Here is a 26500-nt window from a genome sequence, read left to right on the forward strand (position 1 = left end):
CGCCTGACTTCAATTCGGAGCCCCACATCGCTCGTAGTGAGCACACGGTTGATACGGAGGAAAGGCCCCCATGTCCGACGCACAGGTCAATGTCCTGCTCTTTAGCGACGATAGCGATACCCGCAAGGCAATTAAGGACGCCGTTGGTGTGCGCGCCTCCAAGGATGCTCCTACGATCGTGTGGCACGAGGCTGCGACCGCCTATGGTGTGCACGATCTGATGGATTCGGTAGAGTTCGTTGCGCTGGTTCTCGATGCTGAATCGCCTAAGGAAGGCGGCCTGTCCATTGCCCGTGAACTGGCGACCACCCGTGAGGAATTGCCGCCCCTGGTGGTGCTGACCGCTCGTCCTCAGGATGAATGGTTGGCAACTTGGGCGGGTGCTGCTGTCACTATCCCCGCGCCTTTTGATCCGATCGTTGTTCAAGAGTCGATTGCCAAGGTGCTGAGCGCCTGAGTTCTTCGCTGTGAGGGTGTGAACTTCTCTATGTGATAGCCCTTGTGGGGTGAAACCACGGTTTCACCCCACAGGGGCCTGTTGTTGTGTGGGGCGAATGTCTAGGATTCTTTGACTTGCCAGGGGTGAGTCCTCGGCATTGGCGAAGCGTCACCGCCGCTGGCGGCAGTAGACAATGTTGCTTGCACGGCGTGCGCTGAATGCCCTGCGCGCCCCTCACTGCACATAACTCGCGCATCTGGGCACTAGGTGCGGTACGCGCAGTGGGTAAGTCAACATCGAATACATTGTGCATAAGAACGTTCTGGTGCTCCTGCCTCTCCGGCATCTGCCGAGCAGATACGCCCGAGGTGCTTTTGCGTGGGCACAGACAACGGGACTACGCCCCCTCCTTCTCCCCAGGCATGAGTGAGGAGCAACTAGCCGTATATCCGCGCGGACTCCACGAAAAACAACCCTCAAGCACGAGGCGAGTAACCCGACTGGGTGGGGTATTCGCGCGCAATACTCGGCACGTCTCGTAATATTTCTTTCATTTATGCATGTCAGACACTATTTGAGACACAATGGGGGCTGAGGGTGGCGGCCCCCACAATAGAGGCAGCAACTGTTGCTTTCCCTACAGAATTGAGATGGAGGGTCCTATGAAAACTTCGCCTCGCGCACTGGCTACTCTCACCGGCAGCCTCGCTGCATCCCTGATCGCAGCCACACTAGCGCCCGCCAGCGCCCTCGCTACGCCACTACACTCACAGTTGGCTTTGCCGCTCTCTGTCCTCAGCACCAACGATGGAGGCTCAGGTGGCGCCGACGCGGACAGTACGGACACCACCGGCCAGGACAGCTCCGGCCCTGCCCAGCCGCCAGCGAATGAGGGAGCGGCAACGCAAGATCCAGATAGCACGCTACGCTCTGAGGACGCTGACAGCGTCACGGAAGAAAGGGCCATCGCCTCGTCGGTCCAACACGGCGTGCCCGTTCCTGATCCCCTCAACTTCGCGGCAATCACCGCCGAAGCAGACAACTACCTCATGCCCGCCTCCGCCGACCGCTTCAAGAACGCTGACGGCACCTACACCATCGGACGCCCCACTCCCGGCGGCCCCGCAGCTGGCGCAACCACCGCAGGCCTCGAAGAGTTCTACTCCCAGAAGATCGAATGGGGCCCCTGCGCACCCTTCGCGCCCGACGGAAAAAGCTACTCCGTTGACGACGCCGAATGCGGATACCTCATCGTTCCTCTCAACTACGACCAGCCCCAAGGTCCCACCATTGCCATCGGCCTACTGAAAGTCCCCGCGCGCGAACCCGACAAGCGCATCGGAACGATCTTCACCGACCCAGGCGGCCCCGGTGCCTCGGGTATGGCTTCGGCCCTGTCAGCCCTCAAAGCCACCGGCGTTGTGCGCGATCGCTTCGACTACATCGGCTTTGATCCTCGCGGCGTATCCTCCTCACTGCCGATGATCCGCTGCCAGTCCTCCCACGCCTTCGATATTCAGCGCCAAGGCTCTGATCTGCTCAGTGCCAACCAAAAGAACTCGGTGCTTGAGTACAACACTCAAGAGTGCTACACCAACACCGGTAAGGGATTTACAGGCATCAACGGCAAGAGCTTCATCGACAATGTCGGTACCCGCAATGTCATCCGCGACCTTGATGTGGCTCGCGCCGCCGTCGGCGACCCGAAGATTAACTACCTGGGCTACTCCTACGGCACTTCCATCGGCTACCAGTACGCCATGGAATTCCCCGACAATATCCGTGCCATGATCCTCGATGGCGTCGTCAACCCCTTCGAAAACAACGCCGAAGAAGCCAAGAAATACGAAGACTACACGGCCAACACCAGCCAGGGGCTATCCTCTGAACTCGCCCAACTCCAAGGATTCCAATCCACCTTCAAGCAATTCCTCACCACCTGCGCAGCAAACGACGGCTTCGACCTCGGCGGGGAAGAGATCCCCTGCGCAGTGGGCACCTCGGATAACCTCGACGAACTGATGGCCAACTACCAGGCGATCGCACAAAAAGCCTGGGGCGCAACGACCTACGCCACCACGGAAACAACCCCTCGTCCGGTCTCCTTCAAGGACCTCACCCAGGGCACTATCCAGGCAATGTACGACGAAGGGAACTGGCCCTTCCTCAACATGGCCCTCAACGAGCTCAAGGAACACAACACCGGCGACATCATCATGCTGCTCGCTGACGCGTACTACGAACGCGATGACGAAGGAAAGTACAGCTTCTTCAACCCCGCTTTCCAAAGCATCTGGTGCACCGACGCGGGCACGCCCGAAGGCGCCAACGAATTGGCCGCAGCACGCAAGCGCCTCGAAGACCAATACGCCATCGCCCCCTTCGTCGACCCTGGGAAGAATCCTGATGGCACCCAGCGAGGCCTTGAGCCCGAAGCTGACTGGTGCACCTACTACAGCACCCAGCAGACTCTGCCCAAGGGCAAGAGCCTGACAGCAATGCCTAATATCCTCGTCGTCTCCACGACCTACGACCCTGCCACCCCCTACCAAGACGGTGTTATTGCCGCACACGCCCTGGGCGGCACCCTGCTGACCGTGGCAGCGAATACGCACTGCTCCTACACGGCCGGCGCCGGAGACTGCGCCGCCGAAGTTGGCGACCGCTACTTCGTGGATCTGGTGGTTCCCACCGATCAGACCGGTGAAACCAATGTCTCAACAAAAGACATCTTCTCCAACGTCATCACCGCAAATGAGTGCCAGATCCACTCCTTCCGTCCCCAAACCGCCATCGCACCCGCCTCGGGCGCTGCGGGAACGACGGTCCCAGTCACGGTCAGTGGTCTGGTGCGCAACACCGACTATCAACTGACCCTCCCCGCTGGCTACACCCTCGCCTCCATCGTGAAGGCCAATACCGAGGGGATCGCCTCCTTCTCAGTGACCATTCCAGCGAACGCAACCCCAGGGGAGGTGAAGGTGTCGGTCAGCCCCGCTGACCTGAGCGCCAACGATCCGGCAGTCACAGCTGAGGGTGTCCTGACCATCGTCACCCCATCCCCTTCCACTGACAGCACTCAGCAGGGCAATGGAAACACCCCTGGTGTCACTCATGAGCCCTCAGGCGCGGACAATGCTACTGGCCGCAGCGATCAGAAGGCCGCCGCCTCCCAGGGGAAGAAGAAGGGCGCGAGCCTGGCCTCCACGGGTACCACCGCAAGTGCCGCCATGCTTCTTGTGCTCATGCTGCTTGCTGGAGCTGCCTCAGTCCGGGTGCTCAGCCGCCACTGAGCCCTAGCTGCAGTATCCCGCCATGACGATAGGATGTGAGGGGTGAAGATCTCTGCCGTGAGACTTCACCCCTCACATCGTCTGACGCTCTGAAAAGCCGTGCTCCCCGGTGAAAGCTGCTAGCGTGGACGATGCCACTGAACTCTCAGTGACTGGGAGCAGAAAGGATATACAGATGCCGCTTCCCAGCATGACCTACGACCGGGTGAAAGCCCTGCTCGATCGTGAAGGCCTCACCTACGATGTTGATGCCTCCGACGGCGACATCACCTTCGGTTTCATCAATATGATGGTGTGGATCAACCTTGATGAGCGCACTCTTCGCTCCACAGGAGCCTGGCGTGGCCGCTCCACCGACCCCCGTGACGCTGAGAAGATGATTGCGATCGCTCACGGCATTAACTCCACGCAGAACTTCCCGAAGGTCTACGTCCAAGGTGACGGTAGCGATAATGAACCCTTCAGCATGCTCATGGAGCATTCCTACCCCGTGACCTTGGGAATGTCAGATGAGCAGTTGGAGGAGTATTTCAATGCCTCAATGGGCATGTTCTTCTCTGTTGCGGACGCCTGCGCCCAAGAACTTCCCCACCTCGTGACCTGGTCGGAAGAGGAGTAACGCTCATGTGGTTTAAGAAAAAAGACGAAGCATCTGACGGCCCTACCCCCACTCCCGTCACCTTCGAACGTATTGGTCAGTCCCTCAGCCGACTCGAATGGCATTACGAGGCTGACGAGACCTACTACCGCGCCTTCTTCGACGGCTACGCAACGGTCTTTGAGTGTTCCGACAGCGGCAATCTTTTCTCTGTCTACAGCTGGTCCTCCGGCTACTTCGACGGGGAGCATCGCTTCCCAGAAGCCCTCCAGTGGGCAAGTCAGTGGAATGCGAACACCCTCTTTGGCACCGCGCGTCCCTATATGGACGAGGATAAGGATGTCATCATGCGAGTGGACACCTCCTTCCTGTGCGGAGCGGGTCTGACCGATGAGCAGCTCGACGAATTCCTCCAAATCGCTGTTGCCTGCAATGTGCAAGCGATCGAGAAATACGTTGGAGACCTCGGGCTGGAGCGCCGCGAAGCGCCGCAGAATAATAGCTAGGTCCCGCTTCGAGTAACCCCCACAGTCAACGAACCCCACAGGGCGTGCCTCCCTACCCGGGGATGGCACGCCCTCTTGTGCGCCTTACGCTTGGATGAGCACCACACATGACACACCATCAGAACTTCCAGGTGGACCTCGGCGGAGTCGTCGAGATCCTCTCCCGAAACCTTTACTCTGGCCCGCGAGTCTTCGTCCGCGAACTCCTCCAGAATGGTTGCGATGCCATCACCGCGCGCCACGAAATCGACCCCGAGGCTCCCGCTCGCATCCGTTTCGTCACCAGCGGCTCTACGCTGCGCATCACGGACACCGGAGTGGGGCTTAGCCTCGAGGAAGCGCGCACCCTGTTGGCCACCATCGGTGCCTCCTCCAAGCGTGATGAGCTGGGGATGGCACGCTCGGATTACCTCGGCCAATTTGGTATCGGTTTGCTGTCCTGTTTCATGGTCTCACCCACCATTACCGTCTACTCACGCTCAGCCCGACGTCAGAACGCTCCGGTCATTCGCTGGATTGGGCGAGAGAACGGTACGTGGAGCGCCGATATTGCCCCCGCTCATGAGGTTCCTGACGATCTGGACGGCTGCGGCACCACCGTTGTATTGTCTGCCCTGCCGGGTGAGCGTCTCTTTGACTATGGGATGCTGCGCGATCTGCTGCACCACTACGGCGCCTACCTGCCGCTGACTGTCACCGTTGAACGCGACTCAGATCGCTTGGACGCGGAGGTGATCTCCTCACCCGACGCCCCTTGGCAGATGCCTCGCCATCAGCGCGAACGTTGGTGCGCTGAACACTTCGGCTTCATGCCTTTCGATTCCTTTGACCTTCATGTGCCCATCTCAGGGGTGCGGGGTGTGGCCTTCGTCCTCGCAGACGGAGCCTCACCAGGGCAATCACTCCACCACCACGTGTACCTACGACGCATGCTGCTCACCGCAAAAGCCACCGATCTGCTGCCCGACTGGGCGTACTTTGTTCGGGTGGTGATCGATACTGAGCACCTCAAACCTACTGCTTCGCGCGAGCAGCTCTTCGACGATGATCTGCTGGAGCACACGCGCCAACAGCTTGGCGAAGAGACCCGTCAATGGCTGATGAATCTTGCCCGCCACCATCCCGAACAGTTCTACGCCTTCACAGCCCTGCATATCAATAGTTTGAAATCCTTGGCACTGCATGATGCCGCTACGCGATCCTTGGTAGCGTCAACCATCCAGTACCACACCTCGGTGGGGATGATGACCCTTGACGAGGTCATGCGCCAGCACGGTACGATCCGCTTCACCCGCACCGATAACGAGTACCGCACTCTTGAACCCGTGGCGGCAGCCAACGGATTGTGCATTGTCAACGCAGGTTTCGCCTTCGATGAGGAATTGCTTGGCCAGTTGGCGTTGGATCGCCCCGAGGCGCGCATTGTGGAGCTCCAAGCCTCTGAAGTGCTCGGCGTCCTTGAACCGTTGGGCCTGGCAGAAGAAGCCGCCCTCTTGCCCCTCATTGAAACAGCGCAGCAGGCGTTGGACGGCCAGGATGTTGCTGTGGAGATCCGCTCCTTTGACCCGGCGACAATGCCGGTGCTTTTCCTCCCCGATTCTGACCTGGCGGGTCGGCTCATTGAGGATCGTCAGGCTCAGGAAGCGACAGGCCCTTTCGAGGGTCTTATTGAGGCGGTCAATGGAGCGAAGGGAGCAGGTGGACGGCGCCAGCAGGCTCGCTTGGTGTTCAACGCGAAAACCTCAGTGGTCAACGAGTTGGCGCGATGCGTTGATAATGACAGCATGATTGAAAGTGCAGTGAGGGGCTTCTATGTCCAGTCCCTCCTTGCGGGACGCCACCCGATGAATACCCAGGCACGGTCTTGGTCAACCTCAGTGTTTTCCACCCTCATTAGTCAGGTGTTGTCCTCTACGAGCCCTCAAGGGAGTGCTTCCCCCTCCAATCGGGCCACTGATGGTGACACTTTTCCTCAACCTCCAAGGACCCATGACGGACCGGAAGGAAGCCGTGATGATGCGCAGTGACTCCCTCAACGACCTCCTTGCGCGCGCCAGTCAGGCGCCTCACGGGCATGCTCGCGCCGCATTGTGGGCCGAGGCTGCCGCCCTCGCTGAGGAAGAAGGCATGTGGAGCGACGCGGTCCTGTCCTATGCCAACCTGTGCTCGGCCTACCAAAGTGCTGGGGACATTACTCGAGTCATCGCTCCCTTCATGTGGCTGGATCGCACGCGTCGTGAGCGGCCCGAGCTTTTCACGGCTTCCCTTGAACGCCGCTATGCATGGTTCTATAAGTTTGTGCTTGCCGCAGTTGAGGAAGTGCCGACAATCCCCGTGGCGCAGTGGCAGGAGCTTCTTGAGCGGATGCGCACCCACTATGCGGGGCTGGGTGATTCCATGCGCGCCTACTACTACCTCGAGTACAGCTTCCACTACGCGATGGGGAACACTGAGCAAGCCGATCAGGCCTTTGCACGCTGGATGAGCGCGGGCCCCTCCGACCTTGATGACTGTATTCATTGCGCTCCCAGTTATGTCGTTGCCTACTACGCTGAGCGGGGCCAGTGGGAGCGCGCGCTTGTTGCCGGTGAAGAGGCATTGGAGGCTGAGGGGCGGCGTTGCGATTCTCAACCCGAAGGGCTTTTGTGCGAGATGCTTGAAGCATGGCTGAGGCAGGGGGAGGATTCGCAGGCGTGGGCGGCGCATGTGCGGGCCTACCGCAGGCATCAGCGTGCGGTGCGTGCCTTTGGCTATTTGCATATGCATCTTCGGTATTTGGCGTTGTCTGGGGCTGCTGGGCGGCCTCAGCGTCTGCAGCGCGGTGTGACGATCCTATGTCGGCACATGCCGTGGATCACTGATGCGGGAACCCCTCGTATGCTGCGCCAATTCGCTGTGGCGGCCTTCAACCTTCTCCATGCTCTGCCTTCCCAGATGGATGAGCAGGTGCTCCCCATCACCTTGCCGGGCGGGGACCTCAGGTGGGGGAGTGCCCCCGCCCTTGTTGATCCGACGGTTGCTCAGACCAGGGAATGGATGCGCAACCTCGCGTTGGATATTGCTGACGCCTATGATGCCCGGCCGGGTAATGAAGCTCGTGGCCTTGCCCGTGAGCGTTGCGAGCGTGAGTTGTATCCGGAGCCTTTGTCCTGCGAGCTGGATCCGGATCTTATGGAGGATGTGACAGGCATGGGCGATTACCGTTCGGCGCTGACTTTCCTTCCTGAGGAACGGGCTGGGGTAGAGCCGGAGGTGGACACCGGTGCCGATGCGCAGGTGGGCGTAGGCGCCCCATCGCCTTTCGTGCCCCTTCCTTTGCATGGCCCGTGGGAGACGATGAGCGTTGAGGAGCTGCTGAGTGCCTGCGCCACGGAGGGACACTACGTTCCTTCGATCTTCTTCTATACCCTGCGTGAGAGGATCTGGAGGGACCCGGATCTGCTGGCAGCTGAGTATGGGCAGACTCTTCCTCCTGAATTGGTGCCCACCTGGGAGTGGGCATGCTATATGGCCGCTGAGGCGATGGTCGTTGGGATGGGCCTTGAACTGGCGCCCATCGACAGCCAGGACGAGGCCTTCCGCTTCCTCAATGGGGCCCAGGAGGCCTTGGAGAAGGATGAGGAGGAGACCGCCTGGCGTTTCGTCCAAGACGCCTTGCGGACCCCAGGTCAGGATCCTGTGGGCGTGCGTCTACGAGGCCTTGAGCTCCTGGCCGATATTCTCTCTCGCAGCGATAATACGGCGATGATCATCACCTTGGCGCGGGAGAGAGCTAACCTCGCTGCTCGCATGGGCTTACCCGTTGAGCAGGCGCTCGCCTCGAGTGTCCTTACCTCCTGTCTGTTGGCGGATGAGAGCTTTGATGATGCCGCCGAGGTCGCCCGGAATGCTCTGGATCTCCTGGAGAGCTACTCCTGTGTGGATGCCCTCGTCGCAACCCTGTATCACTACAGCGCCATTGCCCACATTGGCCTGGGGGAGGCGACTGAGGCAGCCGAGTGCTTCCGCCATGCGGCTGAGCGTCATCGTGGACAAGGCAATGGACTGAGTGCGTGCGACCTGTACAGGGATGCTGGCCGTGCACTGCTCGAACAGGAAAAGTACGCCGAGAGCCTCCCCTTCCTGGAGGAATCCTGTGAGATAGGGCGTCGCAGTTTTGACAGGCTCCTTGCCTCCTATCGTGAGGCTGTCAGTGATGAGCAAGCCCAGCATCGTCGAGTCGAGCTTGCCCATATTGCACAGAGTCGCGCACGCTCACTGTATCTATTGGCTCTGACAATCAGCTGGCAGCCGGGCTCACCGACCTCAGAGGAGCTTGAGGCCGCAGAAAAGGTGATGGAAGAACTCCATGATCTGGTCACCTCGGAGGTCTTTGAAGAACTGACCTCCATCCCCCTCGAACATCGGCACGCTCAGTGGTCCGATCAGATGGCTGAGGTGTATATCAATTCCGGTCGTGACGCCTTGGCCATGCCCCTGCTTGAGGCGGCCATCATTGGTTTTCAAGGGGTGGGAGATACGCAGGGACAGGCCCACAGCCTCATGAGCATGGCGCGTGTTCACCACAATGCTGGGGCGCGCGGCGAGGCGTTAGAGACAGCTCAGCAGGCGCTGCTCCTCCTTTCCGACGTTTCTGCTGAAGACTCGCCCTTGAAGTCTCATCTCGAGATGTTCTGCCGTGAGTTGAGTGGGTCCGTGGACGAGGAGCCCTAAATCCGCTGTCAAAGGCAACCCCCTTACTCCCGCTGCATTGACAGCACGCCATTTCCATCCTCTTTTCGTTTTCAGCAAAGGACTCCCCATGTTCGACGGTATTGATGACCTCAAGGACCTCATGCAGCGTGCTGAAGCGACGCCCTGGGGCCCGACCTGCTCCTCACTCTGGGCTCAGGCTGCCGCCCTCGCTGAGGAACGCGGTGACCTCGAATCGGCGGTGACCTGCTACGGCGAGCTCTGTGCGGCCTACATGATGGGTGGGGAACTCACGCGCGTCATTGCCCCCTTCATGTGGTTGGACCGTATGTACAAGACTCGCCCGGAACTCTTCTCTCAAGAACAGATCAATAGTCTGGGCTGGTACTACAAGTACATGACAAGCGCCCTGCGCAATGTGCCGACGATCTCTGTCCCCCAATGCGAAGCGGTGCTTGACGAGATGCGTCAGTATTACCTGAAACTGGGCGATCCTATGCGGGCCTACCACATTCGCAACTACCACTACCATTACGATCTGGGTGACACGGCAGCGGCAGAAGAGTCCTACAGGGCATGGATGAGTGCTGAGAACTCTGATCTTTCTGACTGCGACCGATGCGATCCAGGCTATGAGATTCTCTACCACTCCCGACGCGGGGAGTGGGACTTGGCCGTCGCTGCGGGAGATCGTGCCCTGAGTGCTGAGGGCGAGTACTGCGCCTCCCAACCTGAAGCGCTGCTGACCGAATTGATGGAACCTTGGCTTCGGGTCGGTCGTGATGGCGAGGCGTGGGCTGCTCATGTGAGGGCATACCGGCGCTATCAGCAGGGAGCGATGTACTTTGAGGATCTCAATCCTCATCTGCGCTACCTTGGCCTCTCGGGTCGGGCTGGTCGCCCTCAGCGTCTCGAACGCGCACTGACCATCCTTATCCGCCACATGCCCTGGTGGAAGCAGGCAGAAACTCCGCGGGTCCTTATGGATGCCGCAGCCAACGCTTATGTCGTACTGGATTCTTTCCCCGCTGACGAGGCCGAGCGCGTCTTGCCCGTTACCCTCCCCGGTGAGGAATTGCAGTGGGTTGATCGGCCCACCCTGGCCAATCCGACGATTGCCGAGGCCAAGGAGTGGATGCGTGATCTGGCCTTCGCCCTTGCCTCGCAATTCGATGCCCGCCCGGGCCACCCCGCGCCAGGCATTGCCCGCATGCGTGTGGAGGCCTCGTTACATCCCGAGGCCGTCCCCGCGCTGCCTGATGAGGGGGTGATGACGGATGCGACCGGTTTGGGTGAGTTTACGCCGATGTCGACCTTCACCACCGCCTCTGTGCCTTTGGGTGAGCGGGTGGCGCAGGTTTCCACCTCGTCGGGGACTACGTGCCCCGAGGAGGGCGGTGTTGAGAACTCCCAGGGTGGGGCCTCAACGGAGGAGGAACCGCCCCTCGTGCCACTGCCCCTGGATGGTGCGTGGCGCTCCATGAGCTTTGCTGAACTCATTGGCGCCTGTACCTCCTACGGCCGCCACGTGCCAACCATCGAGTTTTACCGCGCGAGAGAGTTGGCCTGGAGCGATCCAAGCGTCTACGCCGAGGATAATCTGCCTGAACTCACCGACGCTGAGCGCGAGACCCTCCGATGGGTTGTCACCGAGGCGGAGGCCATCTCCTCTCTCAATGCGGAGATCCCTCACGAGGCCTCCGAGACGAGCGACGAGGCGTACCGCCTGCTCGACCAGGCGGATAAGCATCTGGAGGAGAAACGGTTCATGGAGGCGGCGCAAACGGCTGACACGGCCATGCGCACCCCAGGTGTTGAACCCTTGGGCGTTCGCCTCTATGCGCTTGGGCTCCTGTCAATCTCGGCAGTGAAGGCTGGTTATGTTCTTGAAGCCATTGATACCCTGCGGGAGGCAGTTAACCTTGCGGCGTTGCTGGGGCTGCGTGTGGAGCAGGCGATGGCGTCCATGGCGCTGACCCAGACCCTGACGAAGGCTCGGAAGTACGTGGAGGCCGCCGAGGTTGCTCAAAATGCACTGGATATTATGGAGCACTATCCGCAGGTGTATGGGCCGACTGTCGCTTTGAACTATCACAGTGCGGAGGCGCACTCTCGTTTGAATCATTCCGCTGCGGCTGCTGAACATCACCTTGCTTCGGCGGTGATTTTGCGCCGAGCGGGGGAGAGCGTTGAGTCCACCATTGCCGCTTTTGAGCAGGCTGGCGAGGGTTTCCGTGATGCCCACGAGTACGCACGCGCGATTGTGGCCCACCGCGAGGCCGTCGCATTGGCGCGCTCCGCTTTCGAGGACGGAAAGAAGCAGTGGCTGGCTGCCCACGCACACGAAGGTAGCGGCGAGGCAGATGCGACAGGGGAGGTGAAGGAGGACCGTGATGGTGCGTTTGCTCCTCATCTTCACCAGCTGATCCGTTCCCTCTACCAGTGCTCGCGAGCTATCGTATGGCAGCCGGGCAATGTCCCCGAGGGGGATGTGGCGGCGATGGAGGCGCTGATGGAGGAGATGCGCACTCTGGTGACAACCCCTGCCTATGAGGAGTTCTTGCCTCGCGACCCTGCCTGGCGAGAAGCGGATTGGCTCAGTGACATGGGGCAGATGATGGCCAATGCGTACCGTCATACTGTGGCTATTGATTATTTCTCGGCTGCGCTGAGTGCCTTCACCGCCTGCGGCGATGTGGAGAATCAAGCCTTGCAGCACGCCCTCATCGCCAGGGTGTGTCTGAGTTATGGGGATTTTACTCGCGCGAGGGAGGAACTCACCGAGGCACTTTCCTTGGTGGATGCGCCGCAGTATGCGGGCTCTTCAGCGAGGAATCTCGCTCGTCAGCTGATGCGAGAGCTAGAATCGGCCGAATCCGACCACTAATCTGGGCCTGGAAGTGAGATGAACACTTCGACACTTTCGTCCCACGTTTGTGCGCTGGCGAGCACAGTGCTCGTGAGAGTTCTAAAGTGGGGAAGGGCAGTTACATTTTCTCATTAAGGAGAATTCATGGGGTTCTACCGTGCGTTGAAGCTGGGAGCAGGACCTTTGGTCAAGGGCATGTACAAGCCCTGGATCGAAGGCGCTGAGAATATCCCTGCGGAAGGGCCAGCAATCTTGGCTTCCAACCATAACGCGGTGTGGGATTCTGTCTTTCTTCCCCTCATGCTCGACCGAGAGGTCGTCTTCATGGGTAAAGCCGACTACTTCACCGGCACCGGCGTGAAAGGCTGGGCAACCAAGACCTTCATGAGCGCAGTTGGAACGATCCCTGTCGACCGCGCCGGCGGTCGCGCGTCGGAGGCCGCCCTCAAGGCAGGTTTGGACCGTCTCGCTCAGGGAGAACTCTTCGGTATCTACCCCGAGGGTACCCGTAGCCCTGACGGTCGCCTGCACCGTGGCAAGACCGGTGTTGCCCGCCTGGCGCTCCTCTCGGGTGCTCCTGTGATTCCCGTGGCCATGATCGGTATGCATGACGCACAGCCTATCGGCCAAAAGATCCCCAGCCGCACCGATATCGGCATGATTATCGGTAAGCCTTTGGATTTTAGCCGCTACAAGGGTATGGCTCATGACCGTTATGTCTTGCGTGCCATTACCGATGAGATCATGTACAACCTCATGCTCCTGTCGGGGCAGGAATACGTGGATCGCTACGCGGCTGACGTGAAGGCTGAATTGGCTGCCAGCGGTGAGTTCGACGGTCCTGTCCCCAATAGCGCGCAGGCGAGCGACGCTCCGCAAACAGGGCCCGGCGGGCGCCTCGTTCCACCGGAGACGGACAACCCCTCTGAGGATACTGAGATGGGTGAGAGCGAGAAGCCCACCTCAGAAGGCTGATCCCCTCCGCATATCGCAGCGCCTTTCACGCACGGGACAAGGGTCCACCCAGGAGGTCTCGGTGAAGGGTAAACTAGAAACGCTCGTGAGCGGATGCGCCCGCGTCCGCTATGACTTCACTGAAAGGTGTGTGACCATGTCGGTCCGTCGCGTTGCCCTGCTCACCGCTGGTGGTTTCGCTCCCTGTCTGTCCTCTGCTGTTGGCGGTCTTATCGAACGCTACAACGAGATTGACCCCTCCATCGAAATCATTGCCTACCAGCACGGCTACCACGGCCTGCTCACCGGTAACTACGTCCTCATTGACGAAGAAGCCCGTAAGCATGCTCATATTCTCCACCGCTTCGGCGGTTCGCCCATCGGCAACTCCCGCGTCAAGCTCACCAACGCGAAGAACCTCGTGGAGCGCGGCCTCGTCGAAGAAGGCGAAAACCCCCTCGAGAAGGCTGCCGAGCAGCTTCGCAAGGACGGTGTTGACGTCCTGCACACCATCGGTGGCGACGATACCAACACCACCGCAGCTGACCTGGCTGCCTACCTTGAAGAGCATAACTACCCCCTGACCGTGGTTGGCCTGCCCAAGACCATTGACAATGACGTTGTACCGACCCGCCAGTCCCTGGGTGCCTGGACCGCCGCTGAAGAGGTCTCCGAGTACTCCCAGAACATCATTGGTGAGCACCGCTCCAACCCCCGTATGCTCATCGTTCACGAGATCATGGGCCGACACTGCGGCTGGCTGACCGCTGCAGGCGCCCTTGAGTACCACAAGTGGCTCGACACTCAGGAATGGGTGCCCTCCATCGGCCTGTCGAAGGAACGCTGGGACGTTCACGCCGTGTTCCTGCCCGAGATGGCCCTCGACATTGACGCTGAAGCTGCGCGCCTGCGCGCTGTGATGGATGAGCTCGGTAACGTCAACATTTTCCTCTCCGAGGGCGCTGGCGTTCCTGAAATCATCGCTGAGATGGAAGCCGCTGGCATCGAAGTGCAGCGTGACCCCTTCGGACACGTCAAACTTGACACCATCAACCCCGGCCAGTGGTTCGCCAAGCAGTTCGCCGCCAAGATTGGCGCTGAGAAGGTCATGGTCCAAAAGTCGGGCTACTTCTCCCGCTCCTCTCGCGCCAACGCTGACGATCTGCGCCTCATTAAGTCGATGACTGACCTCGCTGTTGAGTGCGCTCTGCGCGGCGAAGCGGGCGTTATCGGACACGACGAGGAAAATGGCGACCGTCTCTGCGCTATTCCCTTCCCCCGTATTGCCGGTGGCAAGCCCTTCGACATCACCCAGCAGTGGTTCGTCGACCTCATGGGCGAAATCGGCCAGAGTGTTGCACCGGCTGAGGCAAGTGCGCACTGATTTGCCGTGGCGTGAAGGGCGCAGTGGGGCCTTTGGGGGCCCCCTGCGCCCTTCGGCGCCTGAAAGTTATGAAACTATTGAAGGCGGTCCGGCTCCCTGGGATACCTGGCGCGCCTTTGAAGCCCTCCAACAGCCCAATTACCCTGATGAGGCGGCTGTCAAGGACGTGACGGCGATGCTGCGCAGGCAGCCGCCCCTCGTTTTCGCTGGCGAGGTAGACGACCTGCGCGCCGAGCTCGCCGCCGCAGGGAGGGGAGAGGCCTTCGTCCTCACCGGTGGGGACTGCGCGGAAACCTTCCGCGAGGCCACCGCCGACCACCTGCGCCGCAAGATTCAAACCCTGCTGCAGATGGCGGTCGTCCTCACCTACGGTGCTTCCATGCCCGTGGTGAAGATCGGCCGCATCGCTGGTCAGTACGCCAAGCCGCGCTCAGCCGATATGGAAACCCGAGACGGCGTGACCCTGCCCTCCTACCGGGGCGATGCGGTGAACTCGGTGGAGTTTACCGAGCAAGCGCGTATCCCTGACCCTCAGCGCCTTGTGGACACCTACCATCACGCGGCCTCGACCCTAAACCTCATCCGCGCCTTCACCAAGGGTGGCTATGCGGATCTGCGCCTGGTACACCACTGGAATCGCGGTTTCACATCGAACCCTTCCTATGCGCGCTATGAGTCCTTGGCTGCAGAAATCCACCGCGCTGTGAAGTTCATGGAGGCCGCGGGAGCGGACTTTGATTCCCTGCGTTCGGTGGACCTGTATTCCTCACACGAGGCTTTACTCCTTGAGTATGAGTCAGCCATGACCCGCATCGACTCGCGTTCTGGGCAGGCCTACAACACCTCGGGCCATTTCCTGTGGGTGGGGGAGCGCACGCGTAACCTTGATGGCGCTCACATCGAGTTGCTGTCGAGCGTCCGTAATCCCGTGGGCGTCAAACTTGGCCCCACGACCACCGTGGAGGACATGCTGTCCTTGATGGACCGCTTGAACCCTCAGGGTGAGGAGGGCCGTCTGACCTTTATTACGCGAATGGGTGCTGACAAGATTCGTGAAGCCCTGCCGCCCCTGCTCGAAGCTGCCAAGGCTGATGGTCGTCCGGTGACATGGACGACTGACCCCATGCATGGCAATACGATTACCTCGTCAACGGGCTATAAGACGCGCCGCTTTGAGACGATTATGGATGAGGTGCGGGGCTTCTTTGACGCCCACTACTCGGTGGGCACAGTGCCCGGCGGTATCCACGTCGAACTCACCGGTGATGACGTGACCGAGGTGATCGGTGGAGCTGAGGAGCTAGACGATGACTCTTTGCGTCAACGCTACGAGACGGTGGTGGACCCGCGTTTGAACCACCAGCAGTCCTTGGAGATGGCTTTCCAGGTTGCTGAGCTTTTGCGCTGAGGATATCTCTCGCCAGGGGTGAAGATGCAGAGGTCAATAGTGGGGTGGGAGCTGGTCATCGATCGGCTCGCACCCCGCTGGCGTTGACAGGCATGTCGCGTGGAGCGGGTGAAGGCTGCAGCGGGTGAGGGCCTCAGATCACATTGAGAACGATCTTTGATCCCTTAGGAACCGAGGTGCCTGCCGCCGGGTCAGTGCTATGAGCGGTGCGGAGGAGGCCAGCGAGGTGATACCTCACCTCGACCTCGAATCCCGCATCCTTGAGGATCTGGATGGCATCCGATTCGCTCCGGCCAAAGACATTGGGGATGTCCACCATCTCTGGACCTAAAGAGATCGTGACGCTGACCTTGTCTCCCCGGTAGAGCTGGGTGTCAGGGGCTGGTTCTTGGGAGATCACTCGGCCCTTCTCCACCGAATCTGAGTGCGCCTCACGCACCTCGATGGTGAGGGCGAGCTCGTCGAGGGCGGTCTTTGCTTCCTCGGTTGTCATATTTGCCAGCGCCGGTACATTGCGCGGTTCGCGGCCCTTAGAGATGACGAGGTCCACCGAGGAACCGACCTTCAGTTTCGAGTCGGCGGGCTCGGACTGGGAGATGACGGATTGTGCGGGAACGTCCTCTGACCAATCTTCCTTTTGTTCGCCAACCTTCAAGCCGACTCTTTCAAGGGCGAGCACCGCCTCGGTGATGGGTGTGTTGACGACATGGGGCACAAGACGCAGGTCAGGGCCCTTTGAAACGACGAGGGTTACCGTGGAGTACTTGTGCGTGGATGAGGCCGAGGCGGGGAGGGAGGAGATGACCACGCCGGGAACGACCTCGTCGGAGAAGGCCTGTTCTTCGGTGACCTTCAGCCCAAGGGCCTCCAGGTCGGCGCGTACATCGGAGGCTGCGCGACCATCGGTAATAGGCAGCGGAATGTAGGATCCAGGGCCGTGTTCGCTCCACCACCACCAGCCGCCGCCAGCACCCAGGAGGGTGACGATGAGCGCAACAATGGCGATAAGGCCGGTGCGGCGTTTCTGTGTAGTCGCTGTGACGGCACCATGCGCTGTCGTAGCTACGGCGCGTGAACCCTGAGAATCTGTCGAGGAGGGAGAGCCCGACGCTGAGGAGTGTGCGCGAGGTGCGTCCTTGGGCGTGCGATCCGTGTCGGAGGATGCCGGTGCGCTGGCGGCAGCGGTGTGGGGGTTCTTCACGGCGGCCGCCTGCGTCGCTGGTGAGGAGGGGGCGGCAACGGCGGGAAGAATGGCCGTTTGTACGGGCAGGGCGAGGAGCTGAGTCTGGTCACCGTGCTCTGGGCCTTGGGCGGTTGCCGCGACTGAGGCGCGTTGAGCAAACAGTTCGGAAGGAATGGAGGCGTTGACGCGGGCAAGCATGTCGAGAGCATCATCTGCCGAGGAGAGACGTTCCTGGGGGTTGCGAGCGCACAGCGCAGCGACGAAATCGTCAATCTCGCGGGGAATCCACGGCTCCTGGTCAGAGGGCGCTGGCACGTCATCGTGGACGTGAGAATAGGCAATATGTAGCGCGTTATCACCATGCCAGGGCACCGCGCCGGTGAGCATCTCGTAGAGCATGATGCCAACGGAATACAGGTCGGTGCGCTCATCTGTGGCGCCACTGGTTGCCACTTCAGGAGCCATATAGGTGACAGTGCCGAGCATATTGCCCGTGACGGACATGGTGGCCTCAGAGACGGCGCGAGCAAGGCCAAAGTCAGTGACTCGAGCGGGACCATCGGGAGGGACGAGAACGTTTTCCGGCTTGATGTCGCGGTGGATCACGCCAATACGGTGGGCGGCACGCAGAGCCTGAAGGATGTTGTCACAGTAGGTCAGTGACTGTGAGAGGGTGAAGGAGCCCTCGCGGCGCAGGAGGTCACGAATGGTGGGTCCTTCAACGAGTTCCATGACAAGGTAGGGACGGTTGCCGATGCTGCCCTGATCGGAGACGGGCACGACACCTGGGTGGGCGATCCGCGCTGCCGACCGAGCCTCACGGCTGAAACGCTGAAGGAATTGGGGGTCTTCAGCCAGATGCTGGTGCATGACCTTCATGGCGATGGGGCGGTCAAGACGCATGTCCTGCGCGATGTAGACCGACGCCATACCGCCTCGAGCGAGGCGGTGGGTGATCTGGTAGCGGTCGTCAACGACACGACCAAGCAGAGCGTCAGCGGGTGTAGCTGTTGAGGGCGTTGAGTCGGGGGCGCCACTCACCGGGGCGTCCTCCGATAAGGGGGCGCCTGAAGAGCTACGAGGGGGCATGTCACTCACGCAGTGGATTTTACTTGACTCGGTAAGGACAAGCCCACAATGGTGGCGGCGTGGTGATGCGCCGAACCTTCATCTGAGCCTCTAGGCTTGGATCTATGAGTGAAACACCACGACTTTTGAGCTTCGTTCAGGCCGCAGAATTACTGGGGATTCCTCCTCACCGCATCAAGCAACTGCTCCGGGAGCATCAGCTCTTTGTGGTGACCTCGGATGAAGGAAAGCCCGCGATTCCTGCCGAGACTATCGTCAATATTGACGGGCGTTGGATTCCCCTGGAAAACCTTCAGGGAACGCTCACCGTCCTGGCAGACTGCGGCTTCACCGCTGAAGAGACGGCTGCGTGGATGTACGCCTACGAAGGTGAATTGGAGCAAACGCCGATGGAAGCCCTGCTTCAGGGGCGACACCACCGCGTCAATAATATTGCGCGCATGCTCGCGCTCTGAAGGATCGTCACGGGGAACTCCCTGGAGAGGTCAATTCCTGTGACAGGCTGATGCTGTGTCACCGGGAGCCTCTCTGGGGAGTTCATCTGCGTCAGGGGCTGCCCACTGCGCTTATGCGTGGCGGCGGGTGAGGAGATCTCCGAGGGAGTGGAGTAGGGCGACGGAATCAGGCGTGAGGTCGGCAGTGGGAACTGCGGCTGCGCCCTCGTGGACGAGCTGCTCAATGAAGAGCTCATGGTCCTCACGCCCACGTGCGCTGACAATCTCGCGTACTGAGTCGACCATCTCCACTCGACGCTGACGGTCAGAGTTGAAGGCATCGGCAAGGACGTGCCGTTCCGTGGGGGAACTATTGGCCCAGGTGATTGCCATCAATGCGGTGCGCTTCCCTTCGAGGAGATCATCGCCGGCCGGTTTACCCGTCACCTGCGGATCCCCAAATAGTCCCAGGTCGTCGTCGCGGAGCTGGAATGCCGTGCCCCACGGCATCAGGGTCGCTTCAAGGCCAGCAATGAGATCAAGGCCAGCGCCAACAGCGAGCGCACCCAGGGCCACTGGGTGGACGACGGAGTAACGCGCAGACTTGAGACGCACTACCTCAAGGATCTCCGGCAGAGAGAAGGCATCATCAGCGTCGGCATGAATGGGGCGTTGTTCGGCGAGGACGTCAAGGTATTGTCCGATTGCGACCTCGGTGTGCATGAGTGTGTAGCGGTCCATCACCACTGAGGCGCGAGGTGAAGGAAGGGTAGAGACGAAACGAACCATCGCTGCTTCAGCGGCGGAGAACAGCAGGTCTCCGAGAAGGATTGCTGATGCTTCACCGAAGTCCTCGTCGTCACCGAGCCAGCCATTTTGGCGGTGCATCTGCGCAAAGTTCAGGTGTGGGGTGGGAGCGCCTCTGCGGGTGTCAGCATGGTCGATAACGTCGTCGTGGACGAGGGCGCTGGCCTGGTAGAGCTCCACTGCCGCAGCGAGATCCTCAAACTGAATGTGACCCAGCGCTGATCCGCTTGCCACTGCGGCACCGATGTAGGCGCAGATTGCGCGGAAACGCTTACCTGAGGCGGTTGCCTGGTAGGCGGCTTGGGTGAAGGGGGCCAGGAGGATGTTCTCGGATGTCGGCGCACAGCTGCGGTCCACTGCAGCGCGGGTCGCCTGGTCAATGGTGGAGCGCAGAGTCGGCAGAGTGGAATCTAAAGAACTCATGACTCTAAGGGTAGTTGACGTGTGAGTCTCATCGGTTGGATCTTCGGCGGGGCTTTGCGAATAAACCCCTTTAGAATGGAGTCTGAGCAGCGGCGAGGAGAGGGCACTATGTCAGTTGTTGTGAGCTATTACGGCAATGTCGAGTCGGATGTGGCCCTCAGCGAGGCCATCGCGCAGGCTAGCGCGAGGAACACTTCTCTTGTGGTTGTGGTGGACTCGGGTGCGCAACGCTCCCTCGGGGATCTGGGCGAGAATGACCAGGCTCAGAGTAGGGATGAGGTCGAAGACCGGCTGTGGGATGCGCTTGGTGGGGTGACGATGAGCGTTGATGTGCGTCGTCCGACCTCGGGAGTGTCGATGGCAGACACGGTGTTGCAGGCAGCAGTGCAGTGCTGCGCGCAGGTCATTGTTCTGGGGTTGCGTCCGGGTGGTTCAGCGGGGACGCATATTGGTCCTACCGCAGCTCAGATTCTTCTTGATGCTCCGTGCCCGGTGGTGACGACTACCACGCATTTGCGGCGTGAGAAGTGAGCATTCGAGTCGGCATTGACTCTTTTACAGACTATACTTGTCCAAGTTCTGTCAACACTGCCGCATTGCGGATCGTGTTTTTCCTAGCGTGAGAAAGGGCTACCTGTGAGTGCATCTCGGGCCGCAAAAGACACGACTTCCACCGAATCTGGGGACGACGCAAAGGCAGCTTCGGCAAAGAAAGCACCGGTAAGGAAGAGCGCTGTGACAACGACGGCCGCGAAGAAGGCATCGGCAACAAAGGCCACCGACGAGGCAGCAACTGACTCCAAGAAGTCGGCCACGAAAGCTCCTGCCAAGCGTCGTACCTCCGCGAAGAAGGAGGAGGAAGCAACGGCCGCCCCCAAGAAGACAAGCACAGCGGCGCGAGCCACCAAGAAGGCAACCACGAAGAGCAGCTCTGCCGCGAAGAAGGCCGACGAGGCCGCCCTTGAGGTGACCGAGGAGGCTGTTGAGGCCGCACCGGTCGCAAAGAAGGCACCCGCAAAGCGTCGCACGAAGGCCGTGAAGGAAACCGAGGCCGCTGCTGACGTGAGCGACTCTGAGGACTCCGGTGCAAAGGCGCCTGCGAAGAAGACCGCAAAGAAGACCACAGCAAAGAAGGCCACTGCCAAGAAGAAGACGGCAAAAGCTGACGCTGAGGATGCGGAGAAGAAGCAGCAGGATTCTCCCGCTGAGGTTGACGAGGATGCCTCCGGCGTTTCAGACGAAGGCTCTCATGACGAGGACATGCCCGACGACGTTGAAATCGACGACGAAGATATCGTCATCGAGGATGCTGACGACGTTGACGTTGACGAGGACGATGAAGAGGCCGACGCGGAAGAGGAAACTGAAGAGGCAAGCTCTTCAGCAAACGCCCTGCGTGAGCGCACCTCCGAAGGCATTCAGGTCAAGGGTTCCTTTGTCGTATCTGACTCGGATGACACTGATGAGCCTGTCCAGCAGGTGACGGTTGCTGGCGCAACCGCTGACCCTGTGAAGGACTACTTGAAGCAGATCGGCAAGGTTTCCCTGCTGAACGCCGAGCAGGAGGTTGATCTTGCTCGTCGTATTGAGGCAGGCCTTTTCGCCGAGTACAAGCTGAAGAACGAGGCTGACGCGCTGACGGCGAAGGAACGCCGCGAGCTGCACTTCATCGCTCAGGACGGTCAGAACGCCAAGAACCACCTGCTGGAAGCCAACCTGCGTCTGGTTGTTTCTTTGGCGAAGCGCTACACGGGCCGTGGCATGCAATTCCTCGATCTTATTCAAGAAGGCAACCTTGGTCTGATCCGAGCTGTGGAGAAGTTTGACTACACCAAGGGCTACAAGTTCTCCACCTACGCAACCTGGTGGATCCGCCAGGCTATTACCCGCGCCATGGCCGACCAAGCTCGCACGATTCGTATCCCCGTGCACATGGTCGAAGTCATTAATAAGCTTGCGCGCGTCCAGCGACAAATGGTGCAGGACCTGGGTCGCGACCCGACACCTGAAGAGCTCGCGAAGGAACTCGATATGACCGCAGAGAAGGTCGTCGAGGTCCAAAAGTACGGCCGCGAGCCGATTTCGCTGCACACCCCGTTGGGTGAGGATGGCGACTCTGAGTTTGGTGATCTCATTGAGGACTCCGAGGCAGTTGTCCCTGCTGATGCAGTGTCCTTCACTCTTCTTCAGGAGCAGCTCCATCGCGTGCTCGACACGCTGTCGGAGCGTGAAGCCGGCGTGGTGGCCATGCGTTTTGGTTTGGGTGATGGCCAGCCCAAGACTCTTGATGAGATTGGTAAGGTCTACGGCGTGACTCGTGAGCGTATTCGCCAGATTGAGTCCAAGACTATGTCGAAGTTGCGTCACCCTTCGCGTTCGCAGGTGCTGCGCGATTACCTTGACTGATCCTCTGATAGGCCTCTGCCTGTGGGCGGGAACCTCCGGGTTCTCGCCCACAGGTGTTTTGTAAGCCGGTGAGATGTCAGCGTTTTTCTACATTCAAGCTGCTGAAGTGGGGCTTACTATCGGGGGCGGGCTGCCGAGGTGGGCCGCTTGTGCCCATGAGCCTGCGCTTCGCTTCGGCTCATATGCCCAACCGCGCCGCAAGCGGCCCACCTCAACAGCTCGCTTCCACCCACCTCAGGGCACCCATCCCGCACCAGGCTCATGGGCGACGGAGGCGCCACCGGCCCGCCGACCAGATGGCGAGGGAGGGCGATCCGTCGAGCCGTCGGCGAGGGAGGGGACCCGCGGCGTGTATGTAGAAGAGGCGGGCACAAGCGCAGAACGCCTGTGCCCGCTTCAACGGAAGGGACTCTAACCCGCCGATCAGTCTTCGTCCATGGGTGGCATGCCGAAGCGCTCTCGGAGTGCTTCGAAGAACTGCATTTGGGTGCCGACAGCACAGCGGATGTGTTGGCGGAGCTGCATCTTGGTGACGCCGGGTTCGTGGTCGATATTGACTTCGGCGCAGACGCGCATGGCGCCTTCGTCATCAAAGACGGTGTAGGCCTTGGGCCAGAAGCGGTCGCGGTGCCAGTCTTCGATGAAGATCATGGCGTCGTCGTGGTTGAGTTCATCGATGGGGGTGCTCATGCGGCCGACGATCTGGAGCATTTCCTTGTGTTGGCCGAGGATGATGAAGTAGATAATGACGTCGCCCCAGCGGCCGCCAAGGTCGCCGTCGTCGTCAATGATGTAGTGCCATTCTTCTTCGCCGAAGAGTTCAACGATGCGTTCTTGGGTGAGGGGAAGAACGGGGTCAGCAGGTGTGGTTTCTGCTTGACGGGAGAACCAAGCCATGATGTGTGTTCCTATCCTCTCTCACATGTCCAGTTCTTCAGCGAGTGCTGCGAAGAACTGGGCTGAGGTGCCGAGTGCGCAGGAGATCTGCTGGTAGAGCTGTTCGTTGGTGGCGCCGTATTCGTGGTCGATGGGGACCTCAGTGAATACGGAGATACGGCCGTCATCGTTGATGCGGTGGTAGCACTTGGGCCAGAGCTTGTCGCGGTGCCAGCGGTTGATGAAGTCGCGAACGATCTCGAGCTTGTCCAGGGGAAGGGTGTTGTGCCAGCGGCCTTGGATGTGGAGGATCTCGGTTTCTTTACCCCGCAGGAGGAAGTAGAACTGGTTCTCATCCCAGGTTCCTCCAAGGTCACCTTCATTATCGATAAAGTAATGCCATTTCTTTTCGTCAAAGAGCTGGGTCAAACGCTCTTGAGTGATCGCAGGAACGGATTGCTCCTGAGGCTCATTGCGGGAGAAGAAACCCATGAATCTCACTTCCTCGTTGGTACGGTGTCAACGCAGCTTCGCGCATCCAATTCAGTTTATCGAATGTCAGCGGAGTCGGAAGGGTGACTGGGGAAAGCATCCTCTCCGATCTGTGAAGAGGCTTAGTCTTCGGCGAGGAGGTGGCGCTCGTCGAGGATGGCTACGGCGGATTCGCGCAGCGATTCCATGTGGCGGTTGGCGTGGTGAGCGCAGAAAAGGAGTTGCCCGGAGTTCATCGTGACTCGGACCCATGCGCGGGCACCGCATTGATCGCAGCGGTCTGCTGCGGTCAGCACCGGAGTAGCGGACTCCGTTTCTTCCATCCATGCTGTTGTCATCATGTCTCTATCCCATCATTGCCCGCGTGTTTTTTCCTGTAGTGTCCACCGTTGTTCGCCAGGGGCCGAATTGAGGGGTGAGTGGGGATGGCAGGAGGCGGGATGATGGTGAGAATCGCCGTATTTATGCCCTGATGGTGGTGCCTGACATCAAAAGCGGGGCGGGATTCCTAGAATGTGGGGGTGACTCCTTCAGCATCATCGGATTACAACGCTCGGCACCTGTCTGTCCTTGAGGGACTTGAGGCGGTGCGTAAACGCCCTGGCATGTACATCGGCTCGACTGACCGGCGTGGCTTGATGCACTGCTTGTGGGAGATTATCGATAACGCTGTTGATGAGGCCCTGGAGGGACACTGCGACACCATTGATGTTCGCCTCCACAATGATCATTCTGCCTCGGTGTCAGACAATGGGCGCGGTGTTCCTGTTGACGAGGTTCCCGGGGTTGGCTTGTCTGGCGTCGAGGTGGTGTACACGAAGCTCCACGCCGGCGGCAAGTTCGGTGGCGGCTCCTATGCGGCTTCGGGCGGCCTGCATGGCGTGGGTGCCTCAGTAGTTAATGCCCTGTCTGCCCGCATGGATGTGCAGGTGGACCGTGGGGGAGTGACGCACCAGATGTGCTTCCGACGCGGCGAACCGGGTACTTTCGATGACTCGACCCAACGCACACCAAACTCACCGTTCACCCCCTTCGTTGATTCTTCTGCGCTGCTGAAGGTCGGGAAGGTAAAGAAGAATGTCACGGGCACTCGCGTGCGCTTCTGGGCGGACTTCCAGATTTTCCCTGCGACGGAGGGCTTTGATTGGGAGGGCCTGTTGGCCCGCGCTCGCCAGACAGCTTTCCTTGTGCCGGGCCTGACCATCAACTGTTCTGACGAACGCGGCGAAGAGGTCGTTTCCGAGTCCTTCCGCTTTGATGGTGGCGTGGTGGATTTCGCTGACTGGCTCGCTTCTGACGGCCCTGTCACGGATACCTGGCACATTACCGGGCAGGGCAATTACACCGAGACTGTCCAGCAGCTTGACCCTGACACCGGGCATCTCAGGGCTACCGAGGTGGATCGCACCTGCGAGGTGGACTGTGCGATCCGCTGGGGGATTGGCTATGACACGCATCTGCAGTCCTTCGTCAATATCATCGCCACTCCAAAGGGGGGCACCCACGTGACGGGCTTTGAGCAGGCTGTGCTCAAGGTCTTGCGTTCCCAGGTCGACAAGAATGCCCGCAAGTTGAAGTTGGGTGCGAAGGATGGTCGCCTCGAAAAGGATGATGTTCTCGCTGGCCTCACAGCCGTTATTACGGTGCGCTTCCCTGAGCCACAGTTTGAGGGGCAGACGAAGGAAGTCTTGGGTACGCCGCAGGTTCGTGCGGTGGTGTCGCGGGTGATTGCCGAATGGATTGAGGGCAAGTTTGCCTCGGCTAAGCGCGATGACAAGCAGCAGACGCAGATGCTCCTCGAGAAGGTTGTCGGTGAGATGAAGGCGCGCATCTCTGCGCGCATGCACAAGGAGATCTCCCGACGGAAGAATGCCCTCGAGACCTCATCGTTGCCAGCGAAGTTGGCTGATTGTCGTAGTGAGGACGTCAGCGAAAGTGAGCTTTTCATCGTGGAGGGCGACTCGGCTCTCGGCACAGCAAAGTCTGCTCGGAATAGTCAGTATCAGGCGTTGTTCCCCATTCGCGGCAAGATCTTGAACGTGCAAAAGGCTTCCACCGCTGACATGCTTGCCAATGCCGAGTGTGCGAGCATTATCCAGGTGATCGGCGCTGGGTCGGGGCGCACTTTTGACCTGAGTCAGGCCCGCTACGGCAAGGTTATTCTCATGACGGACGCTGACGTGGACGGAGCGCATATCCGCACTCTGCTTCTCACTCTCTTCTTCCGTTATATGCGTCCTTTGGTGGAGGCTGGCCGCGTCTACGCTGCCGTGCCGCCCCTGCACCGTATTGAGGTGGCTGCGCGGGGGCGTAAGCCTCGTGAATTGGTGTACACCTATTCGGAGGAGGAACTGCATCGCACCTTACGCTCCCTGGAGAAGGCTGGTCGATCATGGAAGGAGCCGATCCAACGCTACAAGGGTTTGGGCGAGATGGATGCTGATCAGCTGGCTGAAACGACGATGGACCGCCAGCATCGCTCCTTGCGGAGGATCACCTTGGCTGACGAGGAAGCGATCCGTCAGGCAGAGGATGTCTTTGAGCTCTTGATGGGGAAGGTCGTGGATCCGCGTCGTGACTTTATCGTTGAGGGCGCTGCCATGATCGATCGAGATCGCATTGACGCCTAGGCAAATAGGACTTAGGG

General features: G+C 59.9%; 19 protein-coding genes. 14 read left to right on the forward strand and 5 right to left on the reverse strand.

Annotation, left to right across the window (positions count from 1 at the left end; translation table 11 throughout):
- Positions 1-70: 70 nt before the first annotated feature.
- The 10 genes from HWX48_RS02055 to HWX48_RS02100 all read left to right on the forward strand — a co-directional run bounded on the left by HWX48_RS02055 (position 71) and on the right by HWX48_RS02100 (position 16143).
- Entirely contained in the window at positions 71-457 is a 387-nt protein-coding gene (locus HWX48_RS02055) for a hypothetical protein (RefSeq protein ID WP_175954140.1), read from the forward strand.
- A 644-nt stretch (positions 458-1101) separates the two neighbouring features.
- The gene (locus HWX48_RS02060; RefSeq protein WP_175954142.1) at positions 1102-3732 is read left to right on the forward strand and encodes an alpha/beta fold hydrolase; all 2631 of its coding nucleotides are present in this window, start codon (positions 1102-1104) and stop codon (positions 3730-3732) included.
- Between the two features lie 175 nt (positions 3733-3907).
- Positions 3908-4351, forward strand: a complete 444-nt coding sequence (locus HWX48_RS02065) for a YbjN domain-containing protein (protein ID WP_175954144.1) — start codon at positions 3908-3910, stop codon at positions 4349-4351.
- A 5-nt stretch (positions 4352-4356) separates the two neighbouring features.
- Entirely contained in the window at positions 4357-4836 is a 480-nt protein-coding gene (locus tag HWX48_RS02070; RefSeq protein ID WP_175954146.1) for a YbjN domain-containing protein, read from the forward strand.
- Between the two features lie 107 nt (positions 4837-4943).
- Positions 4944-6863 carry an HSP90 family protein gene (locus HWX48_RS02075; protein WP_175954148.1) on the forward strand — a complete coding sequence of 640 codons (1920 nt, stop codon included), beginning with the start codon at positions 4944-4946 and terminating at the stop codon, positions 6861-6863.
- The gene (locus HWX48_RS02080; protein ID WP_175954150.1) at positions 6826-9549 is read left to right on the forward strand and encodes a tetratricopeptide repeat protein; all 2724 of its coding nucleotides are present in this window, start codon (positions 6826-6828) and stop codon (positions 9547-9549) included. The genes HWX48_RS02075 and HWX48_RS02080 overlap by 38 nt, the downstream gene beginning before the upstream one ends.
- An 88-nt stretch (positions 9550-9637) precedes the next feature.
- Positions 9638-12415 carry a hypothetical protein gene (locus HWX48_RS02085; protein ID WP_175954152.1) on the forward strand — a complete coding sequence of 926 codons (2778 nt, stop codon included), beginning with the start codon at positions 9638-9640 and terminating at the stop codon, positions 12413-12415.
- 126 nt (positions 12416-12541) lie between these two features.
- Positions 12542-13372, forward strand: a complete 831-nt coding sequence (locus HWX48_RS02090; protein ID WP_175954154.1) for a 1-acyl-sn-glycerol-3-phosphate acyltransferase — start codon at positions 12542-12544, stop codon at positions 13370-13372.
- Positions 13373-13508: 136 nt separating this feature from the next.
- Positions 13509-14735, forward strand: coding sequence for a pyrophosphate--fructose-6-phosphate 1-phosphotransferase (locus tag HWX48_RS02095; protein WP_175954156.1), 1227 nt, complete (start codon positions 13509-13511; stop codon positions 14733-14735).
- 43 nt (positions 14736-14778) lie between these two features.
- Complete coding sequence (locus HWX48_RS02100) at positions 14779-16143, forward strand: class II 3-deoxy-7-phosphoheptulonate synthase (protein WP_254872928.1); 1365 nt, start codon at positions 14779-14781, stop codon at positions 16141-16143.
- A 133-nt stretch (positions 16144-16276) separates the two neighbouring features.
- Here HWX48_RS02100 and pknB read toward each other — a convergent pair whose 3' ends face one another.
- Complete coding sequence (gene pknB / locus HWX48_RS02105) at positions 16277-18415, reverse strand: Stk1 family PASTA domain-containing Ser/Thr kinase (protein WP_175954366.1); 2139 nt, start codon at positions 18413-18415, stop codon at positions 16277-16279.
- A gap of 104 nt (positions 18416-18519) precedes the next feature.
- Between pknB and HWX48_RS02110 the strand changes: the two genes are divergently transcribed.
- The gene (locus HWX48_RS02110; RefSeq protein WP_175954158.1) at positions 18520-18870 is read left to right on the forward strand and encodes an Rv2175c family DNA-binding protein; all 351 of its coding nucleotides are present in this window, start codon (positions 18520-18522) and stop codon (positions 18868-18870) included.
- A 111-nt stretch (positions 18871-18981) separates the two neighbouring features.
- On the opposite strand, the gene HWX48_RS02115 is transcribed toward HWX48_RS02110, so the two are convergent.
- On the reverse strand, positions 18982-20079 hold the full coding sequence (locus HWX48_RS02115; protein ID WP_175954160.1) for a polyprenyl synthetase family protein: 1098 nt from the start codon (positions 20077-20079) through the stop codon (positions 18982-18984).
- A gap of 108 nt (positions 20080-20187) precedes the next feature.
- On the opposite strand from HWX48_RS02115, the gene HWX48_RS02120 reads away from it, so the two are divergent.
- The gene (locus tag HWX48_RS02120) at positions 20188-20610 is read left to right on the forward strand and encodes a universal stress protein (protein ID WP_175954162.1); all 423 of its coding nucleotides are present in this window, start codon (positions 20188-20190) and stop codon (positions 20608-20610) included.
- Positions 20611-20715: 105 nt separating this feature from the next.
- Positions 20716-22485, forward strand: a complete 1770-nt coding sequence (locus HWX48_RS02125; RefSeq protein WP_175954163.1) for an RNA polymerase sigma factor — start codon at positions 20716-20718, stop codon at positions 22483-22485.
- Positions 22486-22908: 423 nt separating this feature from the next.
- Here HWX48_RS02125 and HWX48_RS02130 read toward each other — a convergent pair whose 3' ends face one another.
- From HWX48_RS02130 to HWX48_RS02140, 3 genes are all read right to left on the reverse strand, one after another.
- A complete protein-coding gene (locus tag HWX48_RS02130) occupies positions 22909-23382 on the reverse strand; it encodes a YbjN domain-containing protein (RefSeq protein ID WP_175954165.1) in 474 nt (157 codons plus the stop codon).
- A gap of 21 nt (positions 23383-23403) precedes the next feature.
- Complete coding sequence (locus HWX48_RS02135; RefSeq protein WP_175954167.1) at positions 23404-23853, reverse strand: YbjN domain-containing protein; 450 nt, start codon at positions 23851-23853, stop codon at positions 23404-23406.
- A 122-nt stretch (positions 23854-23975) separates the two neighbouring features.
- A complete protein-coding gene (locus tag HWX48_RS02140; RefSeq protein WP_175954369.1) occupies positions 23976-24191 on the reverse strand; it encodes a hypothetical protein in 216 nt (71 codons plus the stop codon).
- 183 nt (positions 24192-24374) lie between these two features.
- Between HWX48_RS02140 and HWX48_RS02145 the strand changes: the two genes are divergently transcribed.
- On the forward strand, positions 24375-26483 hold the full coding sequence (locus HWX48_RS02145) for a type IIA DNA topoisomerase subunit B (RefSeq protein ID WP_175954169.1): 2109 nt from the start codon (positions 24375-24377) through the stop codon (positions 26481-26483).
- The last annotated feature ends 17 nt before the right edge of the window (positions 26484-26500 follow it).

It is taken from the genome of Schaalia sp. Marseille-Q2122 (genome assembly GCF_903645355.1).
GTDB lineage: Bacteria > Actinomycetota > Actinomycetes > Actinomycetales > Actinomycetaceae > Pauljensenia.